Below are 19,725 nucleotides of genomic sequence, written 5' to 3'. Positions count from 1 at the left end.
TCCGTCGATGCGGCATGGTGGATCCCGTGTCTCCTGAGCGTTCGCCGGAGACTCGCCCGCCGGGGGAGGCGAGCTCGGATCGGCTGCGAATATCGTTCCGTACCGCGCGTGAGGCGGCCGCGGTGCTCCGCCGCGCCGAGCGCGGCCGCGAGGTGCTCCGGACGATCCGGCCAAGAGGCATTTTCGGCCTGATCCGCGAGCGGGCGCCACTGTCGATCATCCTGTACGCGGCCGCGCGCGAAGGGCGGCTCGTCTGGCACGGATTGGACGCCTTCGCGCTGCTGGAGCCTCCTCGCGGCGAGCGGGTCACCGGTCGGCCGGGCAAACTGCTGCACCTGGTCGGCAAGAGCTGGGACCTCATGATGTTCATGGGGCCTCCAGCGGTGTCGCTGGCCGTGGCGGCGCTGATGGTGCTGCTGGGTGCGAGTTGGCACTGGTATGCCGCGTGGCTGATCGGGCTGCTGCTCTCCGTGCTGGCGTTGCTGTACGTCACGGTGCTGATGGGCGCGATGATCTGCACCATGACCGTCAGGTGGATCCTGAACCTGCCGGCTCGCGGTCGCCAGGAGCGGTGGGCGGCTGAGGAGATGATCTTCCAGTACTGGTCCATGCCGCTGTGCCACTGCGACGACACCACGGCGGCGCCCGCGCTGCTGGGCCAGGTCACGGATCGGCTGCGCGCGCTGGTGCGGGCCCAGGTGGCACGGGCGGCCGGGGACCTGGGAGCGCGTACGGAGACCGTCGAGGTCAACAGGCCGCTGCTCTGCCTTCTCGACGGGGCGACGACCGGGGCGATGCGCGAGACCATCACGGCGACCGTGGGCGCCGGCACCGCCGGGGTGACGTTCTTCGCGATGGGGTCGGCATCGGACGTGGGAACCCCGAAGTCCGCCAACCCCGTCCCCGGGTTCGGCCTCTACGTCTTCGCGGTCGCGGTCTCCGTGGCGGTTGAGGCGTGTCTGCTGGCCGACTGGGAGCGGGCGGAGTGTGCTGCCGACTGCGCGGGCAGGCCCGCGAGCTACGGCACCGCCCTGCGCTGGCTCGCCTGGCGCCTCGTCGGTGGCAACCCGGCCGATCTGGTGCCCGCGACCACGCAGGCATGGGTGGTGGGGTGGCTCAACACGATTCTGGGGATCATGGCCGTGCTGCTCTTCGTGGTCACGCTGCGGCGAGCGGCAGTGATGCAGAGGGAGCGCATGGACAACTTCCGGGAGGAGATGCGGCCGGTGCTCGGAACATCAACCGTCCTGATCATGGTCGCCACGCCCGAGGAGAAGCAGGCCGTGATCGATGCCGTCACCGGCGTCACCGGAACGACCCCGCGACGTCACCTCTTGGCGTTTCACACCGCGTTCGAACTGGGCATCGTGAGCCGCGCCCGGGTGCTGCTCGCGCAGACCCAGCCGGGTTCCACCGGTCCCGGCGGCGCCGCCCTGACCGCCCAATCCCTGATCTCCCAGCTCAACCCCGACTACCTGCTGCTCACCGGCATCTGCTTCGGCCTGCGCGAGGGCAAGCAGCGGCTTGGGGACATCCTGGTGTGCACCCAGTTGCGAATCACGGATCACAAGAAGATCGTCGAGCCCACGCCCGGGACCCCGGTCGAGATCCCGCGAGGCGAGCGGGTGGCCCCGTCGGTGACGCTGCTCGACCGATGCCAGAACGCCAGATTGACGCAGGACGGCCCCAAGATCCACTACGGCCCGCTCCTCTCCGGGAACGTGCTGCTGAACTCGGAGACAGCACGCCGGCTCATGATCGAGGCGAATCCCGACGCGATCGGCGGCGAGATGGAAGGGCTGGGCGTCTATGCGGCGGCGGCCAAGGGCAAGGTCGACTGGATCGTCGTGAAGGCCATCTGCGACTGGGGGATGGCCAAGGACGACGACTGGCACGAGCGGGCGGCGCACAACGCGGCCGAGTTCGTCCGCGACGTGCTGCGTACGGGCGGGCTGGACCAGCCTCCCCGTCGATCATGAAGCCTGCCCCTCTTTAGGGTCAACTTGACTTAAAGCGGGCGGCCGCGATATGGTCCAAGTGACCTTAAGGTGGCGTCTTGGGCGTCAGGTGACATGCGCGCGGTCGCTCTCGCGTTTTAGGTGAATCGCCCGTATATCAAATTCGATCCCTTCTCGAGGAATATCACTCCATCTGGCATACAGCGTCATATCCTGCATTCCCCGCGCTCTGTCGTGATGGAGGTCAGTGATGTTCGCAAATCGCCCCGGTCTCCCGGGGAATTCTCCGGGACGGCTGCCCGGCAGTGGGCGTGGGGACCTGTCGGGCAGTTCGGGAAGATTAGCCGGAATTGCCGTAGTTGGGGTGCTTTTCCTGACTGTTGTTGGGGCGGGGGTGATCTGGTATCTGAGCGGGCGGGGGGATTCGCTGGAAGACGCCACCCTGGCCGGGGCGCGGCAGACCAAGGGCGTCGTATGCCTGGATGTGGCCGGTGACTTCTCCGCCTCGATGGACGACAGCGTCGACACGCGGAACTCGGCGCTGGCCTTGCTCAAGCCCTTCATGGCCCGGGAGATGCGGCCGGACGATCTGCTGACGACGGTCAGGTTCGCCAACACGGCCTCGTTGACCCTCGCTCCTACTCGGGCGGCAGACCTCACGCGGGCCGCCGAAGAGCTCGGGAACGTGGAATCGGGCCAGTACACGTACTTCATCCCCGCGATCAAGGCTCTCGATCGCGGCCACGACGAGGAGGGCGGCGCCTGCGCCAGGCGGGTCCTCGTCGCCATCACGGACGGTGAGTTCGCGGATGACATGGACCAGCTCGTCCCGCTCGTCCGCCACTTCGATGGGGTCTACCTGGCCGTGCCGGACCAGCCCTCGGGCTACCGGCCGAGACGCTTCGCCGCCGACGCCAGGCTGGCCGCGGTCGTCACCGAGGGCTTCGACGACGCCGAGGCGCTCAGCCTGCTGTACGGAAAGGCGCTCGCCGCGGCCACCGGCCAACGGCTCGCGCATCGGTAGCCGAAAACCGGAATTAAGCACGCGCCGAATCTGGATAAGGTCGGTGACCAAATACCGTTTTAATCGAAAATCGCATCCTTTATTGGTATTCACTGTGCGGCGCGGCCCGATACACTCTGGTTCACGAATTTCCCCGTCCCCCTAGCAAACGGAAACTCGTTATGACAATCCCCCCATCCGACCCAGAATCTCCTGAAATAAGCACTATGTCGGATATCGGCCCAACTGCGGCCGCACTCGAACAGCTGTCCGCGGAAATCAGGGCGAAGTTCAAGCATGACCATGACCGTGCCGTTCATCGGGAAGAGATCATCGACCGGCTCTTCGAAGAGAACAAGGCACTCCGTCATGGTCTGCTCCAGGAGGCGCTGGCACCGGTGCGGGCCGGCCTCTACCGCCTGTACGACCTGGCTGACCGGGAAGCGGCCAGGCTCCGGGGGACGCCGGGCAATGATCGCCACGTCGGCTCACTCCTGGAGGCGATCGCCGCCGAGGTGGCCGAGGTGCTGGCCAGGACCGGGGCCGAGCTGATCGAGGTCGAGCCCGGCGACCCGTACGACTCCGCCAGGCACCGGGCGACCAGGGCGGAGCCGGGGCCGGACGGTCAGGTCATGGCGGTGCTCTCGGCCGGTTTCCAGCAGGGAGAGCGAGTCCTGCGCAAGGCCGACGTGGTGGTCGGCCGCGCCGTCGACGCACAGCCGCAGGGGGCGGCGGAAGAGCAGAGGAAGGACGGATAGATGGCCGTATACGGGATCGACCTCGGCACCACCTACTCATGCATCGCCGGCATCGACGAGGTCGGCCGGGCGGAGGTGCACCGCAACAGTGAGGGGGTCGACACCACGCCCTCCGTGGTCTTCTTCGAGACGCCGGACAACGTCGTGGTCGGCCAGGAGGCCAAGGACAGCGCGGTCGCCCAGCCGGACCTCGTGATCAGCCGCATCAAGCGCGACATGGGTCACGAAGTCACCAGGACCCTGCACGGTCGCGCGTACTCGCCGGAGGAGATCTCGGCGTTGGTGCTGCGCAAACTGGCCGAAGACGTCAAGGTCGCGACGGGCAAGACCGTGTCCGACGTGGTGATCACGGTCCCGGCGTACTTCGGCGCGGCCGAGCGCGAAGCCACCAGGAAGGCCGGCCAGATCGCCGACCTGAACGTGATCGACATCGTCTCCGAGCCGATAGCCGCCGCGATCACCTACGGTGTGCTCAACCCGGAGGAGGATTGCCACATCCTCGTCTATGACCTGGGCGGCGGCACGTTCGACACGACCGTCATCACTCTGCGCGGCGGCGACATCGAGGTCGTGTGCACCGACGGCGACCACAGCCTCGGTGGCGCCGACTGGGATGACCAACTGGTCGAGCACCTGGCGGACAGCTTCAAGCGGGAGCACCCCGACGTCAGCGATCCGCTGGACAGCAAGGCCACCGAGCAGGACCTGCGCAAGATCGCGGAAAACCTCAAGAAGACCTTGTCCACCCGGGTCAAGCAGAACGCCCGAGTCATGCACGAAGGGCGCGCGACCACGGTGGAGTTCACCCGGGACGCCTTCGAGGCGCTCACCCGGAACCTGCTGGAGCGCACCGTGGCCATCGTGCGGCGGACGCAGGAGACGGCGCGGACGAAGGGGGTCGCCGCCTTCGACCACCTCGTGCTGGTCGGCGGCTCGTCGAGGATGCCCGCGGTGGCCGAAACCCTGCAGAAGGAACTCGGACTGACGCCACGGCTCCAGGACCCCGACCTGGCGGTGGCCAAGGGCGCGGCCCTCTACGCGTTCGAGGAGACATATCGCCGGCTGCTGAGCTCGGGGGATCGGGCCAAGGCCGAGACGATGGCGCTCGAGGCGGGGCTGTCCGGCACGCAGCGGCAGCAGATCGAGGGCCGGACGATCAAGACGGTCGCCTCGCGGGCCTTCGGCATCGTCTCGACGGAGGGCGAGTCCCGGCGGGACTACGTCACCCACCTCGTGCACGCCAACGACTCACTCCCGGCCGCTGTCACCAAGCGCTTCGTGACCCTGGACGACGGCCAGGAGACCGTCGCCATCCAGGTGATGGAGCAGGCCGGCAGCCTCGAGTCCCGCGAGGTCGACGACAACGACAAGATCGGAGAGGGCGACCTGCGCATCCCCCCGGGCAAGCCCGCGGGCTTCCCGATCGAGGTGACCTTCACGCTGGACACCTCTGGCCTGCTGCACGTCACGGCCCGGGAGAACGAACGAGGCGAGCAACTGGACCTCGACATCCAGATCGGCGGCATGTCCGAGGAAGAGGTCGCCTCGTCGAGGGCCTCACTGTCCCAGATCCGTGTGGACTGATCCATGCCGTTCGAGGAGGCCAGATATGTCCGGGAGGTGCTCGATCCGGCCCGGCAGGCCGGTGGCGCCCCCCCGGTGGACCTGCGGCAGCGCTACCAGGTCACGGAGGACATGAGCGCCGCCGAGGTCACCGAGACCGTCCGGCAGGTCCGGCAGTGCTGGCGGCGTTCGCGGCAGATGCTGAAGTTCCGCAAGCTGATCGACGCCCTGGAAGCCGATCACGCCAAGAACTACACCTCGATCTTCCAGGCGGCGGCGGACGGTGATCGCGGCCCGCTGCACGCCGAGATCAAGCGGTCCGCCGAGCGCGACAGCAAGCGCCTGGCGGATGTGCGGCAGCGGCTGGACGACGCGGCGGGAAAGCTCCGGCTGCTGCCGCCCGGCGTCGTCGCGGGCATCGCCACGTCGGCGGGGCTCGGCGCCCAGGACGCCACCGGCCTGGCCGCCGCGCTGGGGATCGAGGTGCGCGAACCCGACCCGCTGCCGCAGTCGCCGCCGTACGCGGCCTACGCCCAGGTCCGCGCGGCGCTTGACACGTTGGACGAGCGCCACCTCGCCGGGTACGTCTTCCCCGACCGCCGCACCGGGATCCGGGTCATGGGCGAGATCCCCGGCATCCTTGATCGGGTCGCCAAGCTGGAACAAGACGCGCAGCGCAAGACCCGGGGCCCGTGGACGGTGAGCGCCGACGTGATCTTCAGCGCCCTGCGCAACACTCCGGACCCCGCGGCGCTCCTGCTCTACGACACCGTCGCCAGACTGCGCGAACGCGTCCGCGAGCATTCGACCGACCACACGCTGATGCGGCACGCCACCGACGACCTCGGCCTCGATCCGGATGACGCCAAACGGCTGGTCTTCGCGATCCGCCAGGAGAGCGGCGTGTCGGGCGGCCCGGGCGGTCGGCTGCGCGAGCTCATCGACGCGGGAAAGATCCAGGCGGCCGTGGACTTCGTCGAGGCGCTCCCGGCCGAGGCGCTGAGCGGCGAGACGGCCGAACTGGCGTCGGAGGTGCGCGCCCGGCTGGCCAAAGCCATCCGGCTGCGCGACGAGGCACGTACGGAGGCCGATCCCGACCAGGCGTGGATCATGATCGAGGACGCCCTGCGCCGCGCCCCCGACCTCTCCGGAGCGCAGGATCTGCTGGCCGGGCTCCCGCCCCGGCCGCCGGGCCAGGTGCGGGCGCGCCTGCGGGGCGACGTGGTGGCCATCACCTGGGAGCCGTCACCGTCCAGAGCCGGCGACATCGACTATGAGGTGTACCGAAACGGTGTTCCCTTCGCCCAGGCGACGCGTCCGAACGCCTCCGACGCACGGCCGCCGGTGAACACGCCCGTGATCTACTCGGTGGCGGCCCGCCGCGGGGAGGCCTCGTCGGCCCCGGTCGACTGCGCTCCCTTGACGCTCCGGCCCGAGCCCGAAGACCTGCGGCTGACCGCCGTGGATGGCGTCGTCACCGGTCAGTGGCGCACCCCGGCTGAGGTGTCGAGGGTCGTCGTCAAGCGTGACGGCAGGCCGATACCCGTGGAAGGCTCTGGTTTCCGCGATCGCGACGTGCGTAACGGCACCACCTACGACTACCTCATCGCGGCCGTCTATCCCGATGGCCGGGGCGAGGTCACCACGCCGGGGTTGCGGCGCGCCGTCACGCCCCAGGCGAGGCCGGTGCCGGTCGCCGACTTCACGGTGGAATCCGCCCTGGGCGGTCATGGCGAACTGCTGATCCGCTGTGCCGAGCCGCCGTCGGGCGTGCCGCAGTTCATGATGCTCGCGGCGGAGCCCCGCTGGCCGTACGGGACGGTCGTCTCCCTCCAGGAGGTGCGGGCGGCGGGCCAGGTCCTGTCCGCCACGCCCACACGGGACGGCTACCTGCTGGGCTCGGCCCAGGCGTCCGGCGTGCTCCTGGCCGTCACGGTCGCGGGAGACAGCGCGACCATCGGCGCGTACCGCGAGCACGTCAATCTGACGTCGCCCCGGCGGGTGAGCGCGGTGCGTCGCGGCGGAACGGTTCACATCGGGCTGGAGTGGCCGAGCGACGTGCCGGAGATCGAGGTCACGTGGGGTACGCGGCGCCTGGTGGTCTCGTCGGCCGCCTACCGGTCTCAGGGGGGCATCCGCCTCGACATCCCCGAGGGAGAGGCGCCGGAGATCCACCTGGCCCCGACGAGCGTGGTGAACGGCACGCGGGTCCGGGGGCCGGCCGTGCTCGCGCCGCTATCCGCCGTCGTACCCATCCGCTACGACCTGCGCAAAGAGGGGGCTCCCTGGCACCGCGAACTGGTCGTCCACCTGACGTCCGGGCGACCCGCGCGGGTCGCCCGCCTGGTCCTCGTGATCAAGGCGGGCGGGGTCCAGCCGGGCTCGGCCGAAGACGGCCGCGTGCTGGCCGAGTGGTCCGACATCAGCGCGCCTGCCCGGCTGGTCGTTCCGCTGCCCAGACAGCCGAAACCGTACTGGTTGCGGTGTTTCGCCGACGGCCCGATCGAGCTCATCGATCCGCCGGTACGCGTGCTCAAGGTGGGGTGAGGCTGTGATCACGTGTCCCTTCTGCTTCGTCAAGGTAGCGCCCAACCGCGTCGCCTTCCGCTGCCTGGGCCCCAGCGGCCGGACCGTGGGCTGCGCGCCGCAACCGGACGGCATGCTCGGCGCTTTCCGCGGCGGCCCGAACCCGCCCGTATTGCCACCGGTCTTCTCCGTGCGGCGCCCGGGACGGCGCGCCGTCTGTCCCACCTGCTCGCGGGAGTCCGCGTGGCGGGTCTGCCCGTCGTGCCACAACAGGCTTCCGGCGGAGTACTGCGCCAACCCCGGCAAGATTGTCGCGCTCGTCGGGGCGAAGCACGCGGGCAAGAGCACCTACATCGCGGTCCTGGTCCACGAGCTCATGAACCGGGTCGGAGAGGAGCTCAACGCCTCGCTCGTACCGTGCGACGACCGGACCATCGAACGCTACAAAACGGACTTCGCCCGCCCGCTCTACGCCGATCACAAGCTCTTGACCTTCACGCAGTCGTCGGCGAATGTGCCCCGCGACCCGTTGGTCTACCTCTTCACGCGTACGCTCGGCAGCCGGCTCCGCAGGCGTACGGCCTCGCTGACCCTGGTCCTGTTCGACACGGCAGGGGAGGACCTGCGCCAGCGCGAGATGAGTGAGCTGCACCTGCGCTACCTGCAGGCGGCCGACGCCGTCATCTTCCTGCTGGATCCGCTCGAACTGCCCGGCGCTCAGGCGGCGCTGCACGGCTCGGCCAGGGAACGCGGCGGAACACTCGCTGACGACCTGATGAGTGACCAGATGGATGTCGTCGTGAGGGTCACCGAGCTGTTGCGCAAGCGCGACAAGGGGCGCGTGACCATTCCCACGGCCGTCGCCCTGAGCAAGATCGACGAGCTGCGGGAGTTCATGGAGCGTCAGTCGGCGCTGCACCGCACCCGCGAGCCGATCGGGGCGCTCGACCTCGATGACCGGGAGGCCGTGGACGAGCAGGTCCGAGCCCTGCTGCACCAGTGGCAGGCGGGCATGGTGGACCGCTACCTGAGCCAGCAGTACGACGACTACGCCCTGTTCGGGCTGTCGGCTCTCGGCGCGGTGCCGGAGGGCGAGACGGTCGCGCGCAGCGGGATCCGCCCGTACCGCGTCGAGGATCCGCTGCTGTGGCTGCTGTACCGGTTCAAGATGCTCGACGGCATACGGAGGTAGCCCGTGGCTTGGCAGCTCCACTACACCTCGGCGGCTACAGGGCCGTCCGGGCGCGCCGGTTTTCAGATCGTGGCCGAGAGCCCGGGGTTGCCCGCCGGGTCGGGTCAGCAGGTCACGCCGTACCTCACGTACCGGCCGCCACCGAACACGCCGACCGCGCCGTCACCGGAGCGGATCCGCGCGATGCCGGTCGCTCTGTCGTACGGTCCGGTCGGCGACCGGTACGCCCTGGTCCGCTGCGTCTACCTGGGCCAGGACTACTCGGGCAGATACGGCAACTTCCTAGGCCACGCCCTGGTGCTGGCCGACGACGATCTGGTCGGGCTGCGGCCGATCGAGTTCTGGCAGGCGCCGCTGTGGGCGGACACCTCCGCCTCGCCCGGCTCGGAGCTGCCCGAGCTGGTCGATCTCATGCCGGGAGCCGCGCTGGACCCCGAGTCTCTCGGGCGATGGCTCGACTCCGGCGGGGCGGCCGCCTACGAACGGCTGAGCATCCTGCTCGAACTCGTCCGGCGCAGCCTCGTCCAAGCGGACGGCCGGATCATCCTGGTCAGCGCCGACTGCGATGAGATCGTCCGCTGGATCGCGGTACTGTCCTACTCGCTGCCGTGGGACGCGGTCACCCGGCTGTCCTTCGTCACCTACAGCGGGGACCCGGCCTCGACCGCACAGCTCGTCGTGGGGACCACACCCGATGTCTGGATCCCCTCCGACGTGGATGCGACCGTCGTCGTCCTGGCCGAGGAGCCGCAGCCGATCGAGACCGGCCGCTTCTCCACCACCGTGCGGGAGCTGTGGCGGTCCATGGACTTCGCCGGGATCGACGAGCTCGCCGGGTTCAAGGCGGCCGACCCCGACACGGCGGCGGCGCTGGTGGCGCTCTGCCTGACTGGCGCTTCGCTCTCCGCGCAGGAGCAGGCGGCGGTGGCCGAGCTGGTCCGCAACGGCCTGCCCGAGTGGGTGTGGCCCCTGCTGGGGCAGCGGGCCGACCTGCTCGGTCACCCCCTCGCGGCGGCGGTCGCCGAGCACGGTCCCGCCGAGGCGGCCGGTGCGTGCATGGCGCGGTGCGTCGAGCTGGCGCTGCACGACCCGGAGCTGGGGCGGCCGCGCGCACCGTTGCCGCACGCGTACCGCCCAAGGGTGACGGCGGTGGCACTGACCGAGCTGGACGCCGTGAACCGGCTCGACCGCCTGGTCGGCATCCTCCGGACGGCCGAGGCGGCCGGCCTGGAGCTGCCGGCGGCGCACATGGAGCGGGCGGCGGCCGCTCTGGCCCGCGCCGACCTCGCGGATGTGTCGAAGCAGCTCGGCCGCACCCCGTTCGCCTGGCGCGAGCCGCTGCTGGACGGGCTGGTCCACGGACTGGAGCGCGCGGCGCCCGATGCGCTCCTAGCTGACCTGCGCCGATCTCCTGAGCTGTGTCGATTGCTGGCCGACCGGGACCTGCGGGCGGCGCCCGCGACCGCGAGCGCCGTGATCGTCTGGCAGGTCGAGTCCGGCGGCCTCGACCGCGTGGAGGCGACGGTCCGGCTCCTGTCACTCCGGAACGCGCCGGGCACGTGGGAGGAGCGGGAGCAGACGCTGAAGGCCATCTGGCAGGCCGCTCCGAAGGCCGATGAAGTGCGCCGCCTCATCGAGACGGGTGGTGAGCAGGTACAGGAATACCCCACGCTGAGCGGCCTGCCCGCGCGCCTGTTCGTGCGCGTGGGGGTGAAGAGCCGCGAGGCCGTGGACGTCGCCGGCAGGGTACGCGACGCCGGGCTGGCCGGTTTCGTGGCCGATGACGCCGAGGCGGTGCTGCTGGTGACCGAGCTGGGCGGCGTGCGCACTCCCGTCCATGCCGTAAGAGAGGTGGAACGCCTCACCGCCCTGGCCGGCCGGCTCGATGCCGAGCTCGCCGCCCTGGTACGCGCCTTGGCCGCGAAGACTCTCGCCGGGCAGGATCCGGCGTTCCGGATGGTCCTGGTGCGGGAGCTGCCGAGGCGCTCCCAGGACTGGCTGGTCGATCTCTGGCTGGCCGCTCGGCCGAGCCGGGAGGAGCAGACGGCGCTGCTGGAGATCGCGATCCGGCTGCGCGGCCATGGCGTGCTCATTTCCAGCCTGGACGAGTGGGCGCACGGCGTGGCCAACAGCCGCTCGCCGTTCGCGTTCATGGACAGCAGGTTCAAGAAGGATCCCGAACTGCATGAGGGCCTGCGGGAGCTCATGAGGTCGAAGCGCCGAGGAATCCTGCGCTGGGGGGACAACTGATGTATTTTCTGCTTTTCCTGGTCATCGCGTGGTTCGTCGCGATGATGGTCGGCACGTTCGTCGCGATGGTGCTCTATCCGATCGTCCTGCTGGGCAGCACGCTCGTCGCGGTCGGCCTCTACCTTCGGCAGGCCTACGCGGTCCTGGTGCCCGACTTCACGGCGGGTCTGTCACCGGTCCCGCCGCCGGAGGCCGGGAGAGGGCGTGACCCCGCCTACCCTCACTACCTGTCCTCCCAGGTGTGGAAGGACTGGCAGGCGATCCTGCGTACTACGTCCCCGCGCATCGCCACACAGGCGGACAAGGCGCTGCGCAACATCACCAGCACGCTCCTCAGCGGCCAACAGGCCTGGTTCCTGTTCCCCATCTGGCTCGGCATCTGTGGCGGCATCATCACGGCCGCGGTGCCCGTATTGGTGCTCGGCGCGCTGATCATGGTGCTCTATACGATGACGGTTGCGCTCGGGTTGCTGGTCTGGCTGATCTGCGTAGCGGGGCTGCGGGTCGTGGAGCAGGCGTTCATGCTGGTGTACCGGATCCTGCAGACCTGTCCCTATCCTGGCTGCTACGCCCGGTTTACGCTGCCCGTCTACGCGTGCTCGACCTGCGGCCGCAAGCACGCGAAGCTGAGACCCGACCTGAACGGCGCCGCCCGGCATGTCTGCCAGTGCGGCACGCGCCTGCCGACGATCGTCCCGCTCGGCCGCTACCGGCTCCAGGCGTACTGCCCGCACTGTGACCGCCTGCTGCCGACCCGCGTCGGCAGAGTGCGGATCGAGCCGCTGCCCTTCGTCGGCGGCCCGGACGCGGGCAAGACGACGTTCATGGCGCTCGGCGTCGACGCCGTCCACGGCGCGGTGAATGCGGTGGGCGGCCGCGCCCTGTTCGCCGACAAGAGCGACGAGCAGGCGTTCCGGAAGCTGCGCGTGGAGCTGTCGTCGGGGAAGATCAGCAAAACGCTCGCCGACCTGCCCAAGGCCGTGATGCTGGACGTGGCGCTGCCCGGGAAGAGGGGCGGCAACCGGATCCTCTACCTGTTCGATCCGTCTGGCGAGCACTACACCGGCGCCAGCAGGGTCGAGGAGATGCGCTACCTGGCGCACGGAGAGGCGTTGATCCTGGTCATCGACCCCTTCGCACTGCCCGACGTACAGGATCACCTGCTGGAGTCCGAGCGGCAGGCACTGGCCGCCAAGGGCGTGGTGCTGTCCCGAGAGGACCCGGCCGACACCTTCACCCGTCTGCGCAACGAGCTGGCCAGCAGGGCCGACGGCGGGAAGCAGCGCCGGGTCGCGGTCGTCCTCACCAAGGCCGACCTGCTCAAGCGGACCACCTCCGGACGCGGCATCGACGACTTGCCCCGCTGGCTCACGATCATGGGGCTCGGCAATCTGGTACGCGAGCTGAACCACCAGGGGGCGGAGGTCCGCTACCTCACCTCGGGCCTGCCGCCTCAGGGGGCGCAGATCGTCGAACTGCTCGGCTGGCTGGGCGGGCTGCGGCTGAACGGTCAGCCGGCCGACGGGACCTTGGCAGCGGCGGAGTTGACGGCGGGTGACGCGAGGAGGCCGTGGGACACCAGGCCGCGTCCACCGGGCCGCCTGCCCTTGAGCTACCTGATCTTCCGGCGGACGCTCGCCGCCGCTACGGTGACGACCTCCGTCCTGATGCTCCTCCTGTTGAGCCTGCTGCTGCTGACCATGTGGCTACCGCACGACACCGCGCCGACACTGGGCGCCGCGACTACCGCGCCGCTGATGGCGGCGCCCGTCGGAAAGGCGCTCGCCGGGCGTTGGCAGGGACCGTCCGCGAGATCGGGCTCAGCGATCACCACGTAAGGATCGTCCTCACGAAAGGCGCGCGGCTGAAGCGGGCGGTGTCCGGCAAGCTCGGTCGCTGGTGGTTCCGGCGCCTCGAGGACATCTCCCAAGGAGAGATCTCCCGTTCCTTAGCGACGTTGGTCAAGAAGGCCTGACGGGTCTCTGCGGTCTCGCCAAGGGAGGAGGGTTGGCCCACGTCAGAGGTCACCGGGTTTCGTCGTCAGCTCCTTGGCGCTCGATGGCGTCGCAGAGAGCGAATCGCCGCCGTCGATCGCTTCGCGCAGATGTGAGGCGTTGTCAGATGGGCTCTTTCGGCAGGCGGCCAGGAGCTCACTCGAATCGTATCGGCGGGCATAGTGAAGCGTCAGAGCGCGCCACCGGGAGTCATCCACCTTCGTGCAGAGGAATTGTCCCATCCACTCTTCAGGATTGCTTGACCGGAGACAGTGCCAATGGATGAAGGGGTGCGCGAACGAATAGGCGCCCGAGGTCTTTCTGACGAGAATGCCGTTCCGTCGGCTGGTGGCCTTCAGGAGACTGGCAGCCTTCTTGTCGTCGCCCTCTTGTAGTTGGTCCGTCAGCCATCGTTCTGCCATTTGCCGGGGTATTGAGTCTCCATACTCCTTGCACATGAAGTAGGCCAAGGCGTCAAGCTGGCCGCGGTCGAGCCCTTGCCGGGCCCCTTCCATGGCCTGCTCGTCTCGGATGCCGTTTGCAAGGAGAAAGTCGCACACTTTCCCGCACAGCTCTCCGGAACGCAGGAATTCGACTGGGTCGGGGCTCGACTCGTAGAACTGGCATGTCGCGGACAGCAGCAAGGGATTGCTCCCGAAGTCTCGCAGGACTGGGTCCGTCGTCACCCAGTTGATGAGATCGTCGGCACTCCCGCGGTTGCCCCGGACCTGAACGCCTGGCCCACTTGACCGGATATCGGCAGTGGTCTGGAACCAGCGGCGGATGTACTCCTTGATCTGATCATCCTTGAATGTCGCTATCTCTAGAAATATTCGTCCAGCAAGCTGATGGTCCTCGAATGCGTAGGGCCGGCCGAGGAGCAGGAAGAAGTTGCCGGGATAGCTCTCCCTGGCGTTGTCGACCATGGTGAGAACGCTCTTTCTGAATTCGCGGTCGCCGATGTCGTCAAGGCCGTCCATGATTATTACGCAGCTCCCTTGCAGCAGCTTCGACTCGAGCCACTTCGGCGGCTCGGTGGCGGCGAGGTCGGCGGGGATGCAGGATCTGATCAGGGATGTCAGGTTCTGGGCCGCCAGCGCCTCGAGTCCGCGCTTGAAGCACTGGGCGAGCTGCCGGGAGTCGAGTGCCAGAACCACCGCCCTCATGGGCGCCCGCAACGCCCACGCCGTAGGCCAGTCTCCGCCCTGGGCTCGAGCGCGCAGCGCCACACGCAACAGTTTGCGTGCGGGATTCTCGCAGAGCAGGTGAACCAGCCACTTCCATAGAGCGGTTTTTCCGCTGCCAGCGGCTCCCACCACCATGAAAGGAGAGGGCGAATGGCGCCGATAAAGATCCCACAATCCGTCTGGACTCTCTAGGGCGTAGCGCTGGCCCTGCACGACAATGGGTGGAAATATAATATTTTCTCCAACTGTGTCCGGGTTGCGCTCCTCTAGGCGGTTGTGGATGAATAGAGTGTCGATCGGAATGATCAGGCCGCCCGCTCTCCCGCCATCACCGTCGTGCCATCGCGCTCGCTCCCGCATCAGCCCGCGTAGACGTCTCGGAAACTGGGTGAAGCTCCGCCGTATCCGTCCTTCCATCCCTGCGGCCAGTGACTTCTCTAGCCCTTTGGTGACCTCCTGGTATATCCCCCGCACGAACAGGGACGCCATCAGGAAGGTGCCGTATATCGAGAGCAGGAGAACCGTGGTCGCGGGATGCTCGAGTAGCCAGGTGTGACCGAAGACCGTGACTATGCCTGGGGGGAGTGCTGCCGCAACGGCGCCGACGAGGCGTGACCGCCACGTCGGCGCGTGCGAAACATGCATCCCAATCTCCTGATATGGCATCAGAAGGCAGCAGGGTCATGCCTTGAGGGGACAACAGAAGATAAATGTATATCGCATGTTGTGGCGGCAGGCTAGTTGTCGAGCTTGATCGGGTAAGAGGTGCGATCGTCTTTGTGGCCATAATGTTGGATGAGTGTATATGCGTCATATATCAATAAATCCGGCATGAGGGTATAGGGCATGCGGGCTGAAGTGCCGGAAGGTCATTCAACGCGATAGCGCGATCCGAGGCTGATTCGAGCGTCCCCTTGGCGCTCTTGCGGGGGTCGTCAGCCGTCGTCACCAGGTGTTTCTCCTCGAAGAGTCTCGTCTTCGCGATCAGTGACCTGCGGATGAGGGCGGCTGTCCTCGGGTTCCACTCGTCGGCGTACCCCGTCGAGCACGATGCGGAACAGGTGCCGGGCTCGGCTGTCCCACTCGGTCTCTTCCAGGCGGGTCAGATAGCCCGTGAGGAGTATGACGTCACGGGCGTCGACGTCGGAACGGATGGTTCCGTCGGCCTTGCCGGCGTCGAGGAAAGTGGTCAGCGCGTCACCGATCGGTCCCAAGCTGTGCGCCGCGAGGCCCTGCCACACCGACGCTTCCACGGCGGCGAACACCCCGCGTTTGACCTGCGCGTAGTCGACGACCCGGTCGAACCAGCGAGCCAGCGCCGTGAGCGGCTCGTGCTCGCCGAGCAGTGCCGGCGCTACCGCCACCAACTCGTCGACCTCCTCCCGGTAGACCTCGATGAGCAGCGCCTCCCGGGTCGGAAAGTGGCGATAGAGGGTGCCCTGCCCGACCCCTGCTTGCTTGGCGATCGCGTTGAGCTTGATCTCGTCCGCGTTCGCGATGACCGCCCGTGCGGCCTGAATGATCCGGTCGCGGTTGTCGGCGGCGTCGGCTCGGCGCCCGGTGGGGTTCATCGATTCCCTGCTTTGCTAAGCGGACACGTGTCCGGTAGCTTTGGGTTAAGCGGACACGTGTCCACCTTATCTGAATGGGATTCCTATGACTGCCATCGAGGGCCAGGTCGTCGCCATCACCGGAGCGAGCAGTGGCATCGGTGAGGCCACGGCACGCCTGCTCGCCGAGCGTGGGGCGGCGGTCGTCCTCGGCGCGCGCCGGACAGAACGCCTTGACCACCTCGCACGGGACATCCGCGATCGTGGCGGACGCGCCATCGCCTGCGCCACGGACGTCACCCGGCGCGGGGACCTCGAACGACTTGTCGGCCAGGCCGTGGCGGAGTTCGGGCGGCTTGACGTGCTGGTGGGCAACGCCGGCATCGCCCGGATCGGCCCCGTGAGCGACCTCGACGTCGATGGCTGGGACGCGATGATCGACGTCAACCTGCGGGGAGTGCTGTACGGCATCGCCGCCGCCATGCCGGTGTTCCGCCGGCAGGGCCACGGCCATCTGGTGACCACGGTGTCGACGTCGGGCCTGAAGATCGTGCCTACGCAGGCGGTCTACGCGGCGACGAAGAACGCCGTACGCACCCTGTTGGAAGGCCTTCGGCAGGAGTCGACCGACGGTGTGCTGCGGACGACGGCGATCTCGCCGGGCTTCGTCCGTACCGAACTCACCGGCTCGATCGACGACGCTCAGGCCCGTGAGGAGGTTCGCCGCAACATGGACGGGTTCGGCATCGATCCGGAGGCCGTCGCCCGCGTTGTCGCCTTCGCCATCGAACAGCCCCGGGATGTCGAGATCGGCGAGGTCACCATCCGCCCGACCGTCCAAGGCTAGGAACGCTCTGGCCTGCTGAGCCGGTGAGCGATAGATGGCCCGCCGAAGTGACAGCCGGCGCGCGTCCCCACTGGGCCCACCGGCCCGGGCCCCTGCGCCGCCCGCCCAGCCGTTACGGGGTAGTGAGCGGTTCGGCCTGGTACGCCCGGCGCAGGGTCGCCTCGAAGGCCGGCGCGTCGGGCAGAGGCACGGAGCCGATTCGACGCACTGGTACGGCCGGCGTCCACGAGTTCATCACCACGGCCCCGGCCATTCCCGGCAGGTCGGCGGGCCGGATCCGCTGAACGCGCTGGGGAACCCCGAGCCGGTCGAGCTGCCGGCGGACGATGCCCATCGTGGTCCCGGTCAGCATCTCAGCTTCTGGCCACACCACCGCCGTCCCGTCCCAGAAGGCCAGGTTCCAGATCGACGCTTCGCTGAGCCGACCCCGGCGGTCGATGAAGGCGGCGTCGTCGAAGCCCTCCACGACGGCTTGGCGGAGATAGTACGTCTTGGCCATCTCCCCGACGTGCTTCACCGCCGGAAGCACTCGTTCGTGCTCCACCACCGCCAGCGCCAGCGGCCCCCGGGGGCCGGACGCCGCTGGTCCGGTACGGACGAGCAACTCGGGCTCGGCGTCCGCCGGCGTGTACTCTCCTGCGGGCGAGAACACCGTGGCCGTCAGAGAGAGGTCAGCCGGTCCGGCCTGGACGGCCGCCCGCAACAGGGCTCGCACCCGGTCGTCGGGCACCGCGCGCCCGAAGAGCGTGGCGGAGGCCGTCCGCAGCCTTTCCAGGTGCAGGTCCAGCCCCCGGACCCGGCCGCCGCGCACCTGCATGGCGGTGAAGTGGGCGTACCCGGCGAATGCGAGCGGCGCAAGGTCCACGGCGTCGGCCACCCGACCGTCACGTTGCACAACGAAAGAAGACATACCTCGCTCCAGCAGTATGGAATGTGCGTTTCCCGAGCGACGTTAAGGCTTGACATCGATGGCAAGGTCAACCTGGGAGTGGAGCCGGCGCATGCTGATCGGTGAGTTGTCGCGGCGCACCGGGGTCAGCACACGGCTGCTGCGGTACTACGAGGCACAGGGAGTGCTGGAGGCCGGTCGCGGCGCGAACGGCTATCGCTTCTACGACGAGAACTCCGTGGTCACCGTGCGTCAGGTGCGCGCGCTGCTGAAGGTGGGTCTGTCGACCGAGGTGATCCGCGTGGTGTTGCCGTGCGTGCGCGGCGAGCGTCCGGACTTCGAGTGGTGTGCCGAGCTCTGGGACATTCTGACCGGCGAGCTCGAGGCCATGGATAAGCGCATTGACGATCTCCAGCGCAGCCGCGGCGCCCTGGCGGGCTTCCTCATCCGGCCCTGACCGATCAGGACGGCGGCGCTCGCTGAACGACGGAACTCCGGTCACCGCCCGGCTCCTTCGTTCGGGTGCGTTCTCTGGCAGCAGGAAGTGGGGCGAACCTTCCGCTCGCCCCGAACTTTCAAAATCCCGGCGCGACGGGAGAAATGTCCTGCACAGTGTGATCATGACAAATCACCGGTAACCCCGGACCACCACCTGATGCAGAAGCACCGCCTCTGCCGCTGGACGGCACGAGTCGGTAACCGACCGTATCGGAGCACCAGATCAACACATCACATCGCCCTGGCATGGACGACCGGCGCCGCATCCCGTTAGCCCGCTCGCTCGCCCGGAGCTGCCTCTCCGCCGCCCTCGCCCTCGCCTTCCTCGCAGCCGCCCTTTCCACGAGCGTCGTCCCCGGCGACTTGCGAACGAGCGGGGCGGAAGAGACCGTCAGCGCCATCGACGCCCGGCCCAACGACGGCTCCGGCTACTGGCCGGACTTCTCGAACACCGGCTATGCCAACACCCCGGCCAACGCCGGAGGGCTGGGCCTGGGCGCGTACCCGGGCAAGCTCACCGACTACGCGTCGGGCATGAGCGCCGACAAGCCGCTGAGGCTCGAGTTTCCGGACAACAGCGTCATCTCCTACAAGCGCTTCCTGGGCTTGAAGGTGCTGATCTACGGCGACAACCTGACGTTCGTCGGCTGTCTGTTCGAGGGCACCAACCCCAACGACAACCTCGTCCAGATCTACTCCGACAACAACATCAAGTTTCTCTACTCGACGTTCAAGCCGAACTCCTACGCGATGCCTCCCGGCAACGACGGCACCGTCTCGTCGTCCCACTCCAAGCCCGGCACGCCCTTCGACAAGTCCTGGCAGCTGGCCACGACGATGAAAGAAGCCGTGGCCGTCATGGACCACAACGACATCTGGGGCAACGCGGGCATGATCATGGTGACGGGATTCCCGGGCCGCCCGTCGACCTGGACGAACAACTACATCCACGACATGGCCGACACCTCACATGACGTCTACCACCACGACGGCATCGGCCCGCAGAGCGAGGGCAACGGCGGTCCGATGATCGTCGACCACAACACCCTGGCCTCCGTGGGGAACACCAACGGCCTGGCCCTGCAGGGCAGCGGCGTGTACGACCACATCTCGGTCACGAACAACTACGTCTCCGGCTGGGGTTACGCGCTCTCCATCGGCGTGACCAACAACGCCACGAACATCACCGTCACCGACAACGTCTTCTCGGCGGAGCTCGAGCAGCTGTACGGCTTCCTGTACGGCAACATCTGGGGCGGGTCGGCGCGCGGCTCCACCTGGCGCCGCAACCTCATCCAGGCCCGTACGGGAGACGACAACCGCACCTATACGACGGCCGACCACGGCAAGTATCTGTGGCCGACCGGCCAGACCCATACCACCGACTACACGGGCTGAGACTCTTCCCATGTGACGCCCGCGGGACCACTCGCTGCTCTTCGTGATCCACACCGCCCGAAGAGCAGCGAGGCCGCGCCCGGCCACCGCTTTCTGGAGGGCCCTTACGGAA

General features: G+C 68.2%; 14 protein-coding genes. 11 read left to right on the top strand and 3 right to left on the bottom strand.

Annotated elements, in window-relative coordinates; all coding sequences use genetic code 11:
• Positions 1-26: 26 nt before the first annotated feature.
• The 8 genes from AB0C30_RS41145 to AB0C30_RS41110 all read left to right on the top strand — a co-directional run bounded on the left by AB0C30_RS41145 (position 27) and on the right by AB0C30_RS41110 (position 13,088).
• Entirely contained in the window at positions 27-1,979 is a 1,953-nt protein-coding gene (locus AB0C30_RS41145; protein WP_357954294.1) for a hypothetical protein, read from the top strand.
• 373 nt (positions 1,980-2,352) lie between these two features.
• Entirely contained in the window at positions 2,353-2,982 is a 630-nt protein-coding gene (locus AB0C30_RS41140; RefSeq protein ID WP_357954292.1) for a vWA domain-containing protein, read from the top strand.
• A gap of 206 nt (positions 2,983-3,188) precedes the next feature.
• A complete protein-coding gene (gene grpE, locus AB0C30_RS41135; RefSeq protein WP_357954290.1) occupies positions 3,189-3,719 on the top strand; it encodes a nucleotide exchange factor GrpE in 531 nt (176 codons plus the stop codon).
• On the top strand, positions 3,720-5,303 hold the full coding sequence (locus AB0C30_RS41130; protein ID WP_357954288.1) for an Hsp70 family protein: 1,584 nt from the start codon (positions 3,720-3,722) through the stop codon (positions 5,301-5,303).
• A gap of 3 nt (positions 5,304-5,306) precedes the next feature.
• Positions 5,307-7,829, top strand: a complete 2,523-nt coding sequence (locus tag AB0C30_RS41125; protein ID WP_357954287.1) for a hypothetical protein — start codon at positions 5,307-5,309, stop codon at positions 7,827-7,829.
• 4 nt (positions 7,830-7,833) lie between these two features.
• Positions 7,834-9,000, top strand: coding sequence for a hypothetical protein (locus tag AB0C30_RS41120; protein ID WP_357954285.1), 1,167 nt, complete (start codon positions 7,834-7,836; stop codon positions 8,998-9,000).
• 3 nt (positions 9,001-9,003) lie between these two features.
• Positions 9,004-11,250 (top strand): hypothetical protein, encoded by a 2,247-nt coding sequence (locus AB0C30_RS41115; RefSeq protein WP_357954284.1) that lies wholly within the window; start codon positions 9,004-9,006, stop codon positions 11,248-11,250.
• A complete protein-coding gene (locus tag AB0C30_RS41110) occupies positions 11,250-13,088 on the top strand; it encodes a hypothetical protein (protein WP_357954282.1) in 1,839 nt (612 codons plus the stop codon). The genes AB0C30_RS41115 and AB0C30_RS41110 overlap by 1 nt, the downstream gene beginning before the upstream one ends.
• Before the next feature lie 179 nt (positions 13,089-13,267).
• On the opposite strand, the gene AB0C30_RS41105 is transcribed toward AB0C30_RS41110, so the two are convergent.
• Together AB0C30_RS41105 and AB0C30_RS41100 are read right to left on the bottom strand one after the other, a co-directional pair.
• A complete protein-coding gene (locus AB0C30_RS41105; RefSeq protein WP_357954280.1) occupies positions 13,268-15,076 on the bottom strand; it encodes an NACHT domain-containing protein in 1,809 nt (602 codons plus the stop codon).
• A 290-nt stretch (positions 15,077-15,366) separates the two neighbouring features.
• Complete coding sequence (locus AB0C30_RS41100) at positions 15,367-16,002, bottom strand: TetR/AcrR family transcriptional regulator (RefSeq protein WP_357954278.1); 636 nt, start codon at positions 16,000-16,002, stop codon at positions 15,367-15,369.
• An 85-nt stretch (positions 16,003-16,087) separates the two neighbouring features.
• On the opposite strand from AB0C30_RS41100, the gene AB0C30_RS41095 reads away from it, so the two are divergent.
• Entirely contained in the window at positions 16,088-16,828 is a 741-nt protein-coding gene (locus AB0C30_RS41095; RefSeq protein ID WP_357954276.1) for an SDR family oxidoreductase, read from the top strand.
• 112 nt (positions 16,829-16,940) lie between these two features.
• On the opposite strand, the gene AB0C30_RS41090 is transcribed toward AB0C30_RS41095, so the two are convergent.
• The gene (locus tag AB0C30_RS41090; protein WP_357954274.1) at positions 16,941-17,738 is read right to left on the bottom strand and encodes an aminotransferase class IV family protein; all 798 of its coding nucleotides are present in this window, start codon (positions 17,736-17,738) and stop codon (positions 16,941-16,943) included.
• A 91-nt stretch (positions 17,739-17,829) separates the two neighbouring features.
• Here AB0C30_RS41090 and AB0C30_RS41085 point away from each other — a divergent pair, with 91 nt between their 5' ends.
• Both AB0C30_RS41085 and AB0C30_RS41080 read left to right on the top strand, forming a co-directional pair.
• Positions 17,830-18,174: a MerR family transcriptional regulator gene (locus tag AB0C30_RS41085; RefSeq protein ID WP_357954272.1), complete on the top strand. Its 345-nt coding sequence runs from the start codon at positions 17,830-17,832 to the stop codon at positions 18,172-18,174.
• Between the two features lie 287 nt (positions 18,175-18,461).
• Positions 18,462-19,613, top strand: a complete 1,152-nt coding sequence (locus AB0C30_RS41080; protein WP_357954271.1) for a hypothetical protein — start codon at positions 18,462-18,464, stop codon at positions 19,611-19,613.
• Positions 19,614-19,725 lie beyond the last annotated feature (112 nt).

Origin of the sequence: Nonomuraea sp. NPDC048901, assembly GCF_040649695.1 — a bacterium.
Lineage (GTDB): Bacteria > Actinomycetota > Actinomycetes > Streptosporangiales > Streptosporangiaceae > Nonomuraea.
Note: the sequence above shows the minus strand (reverse complement) of the source record. Positions and strands in the feature narration are given on the sequence as shown.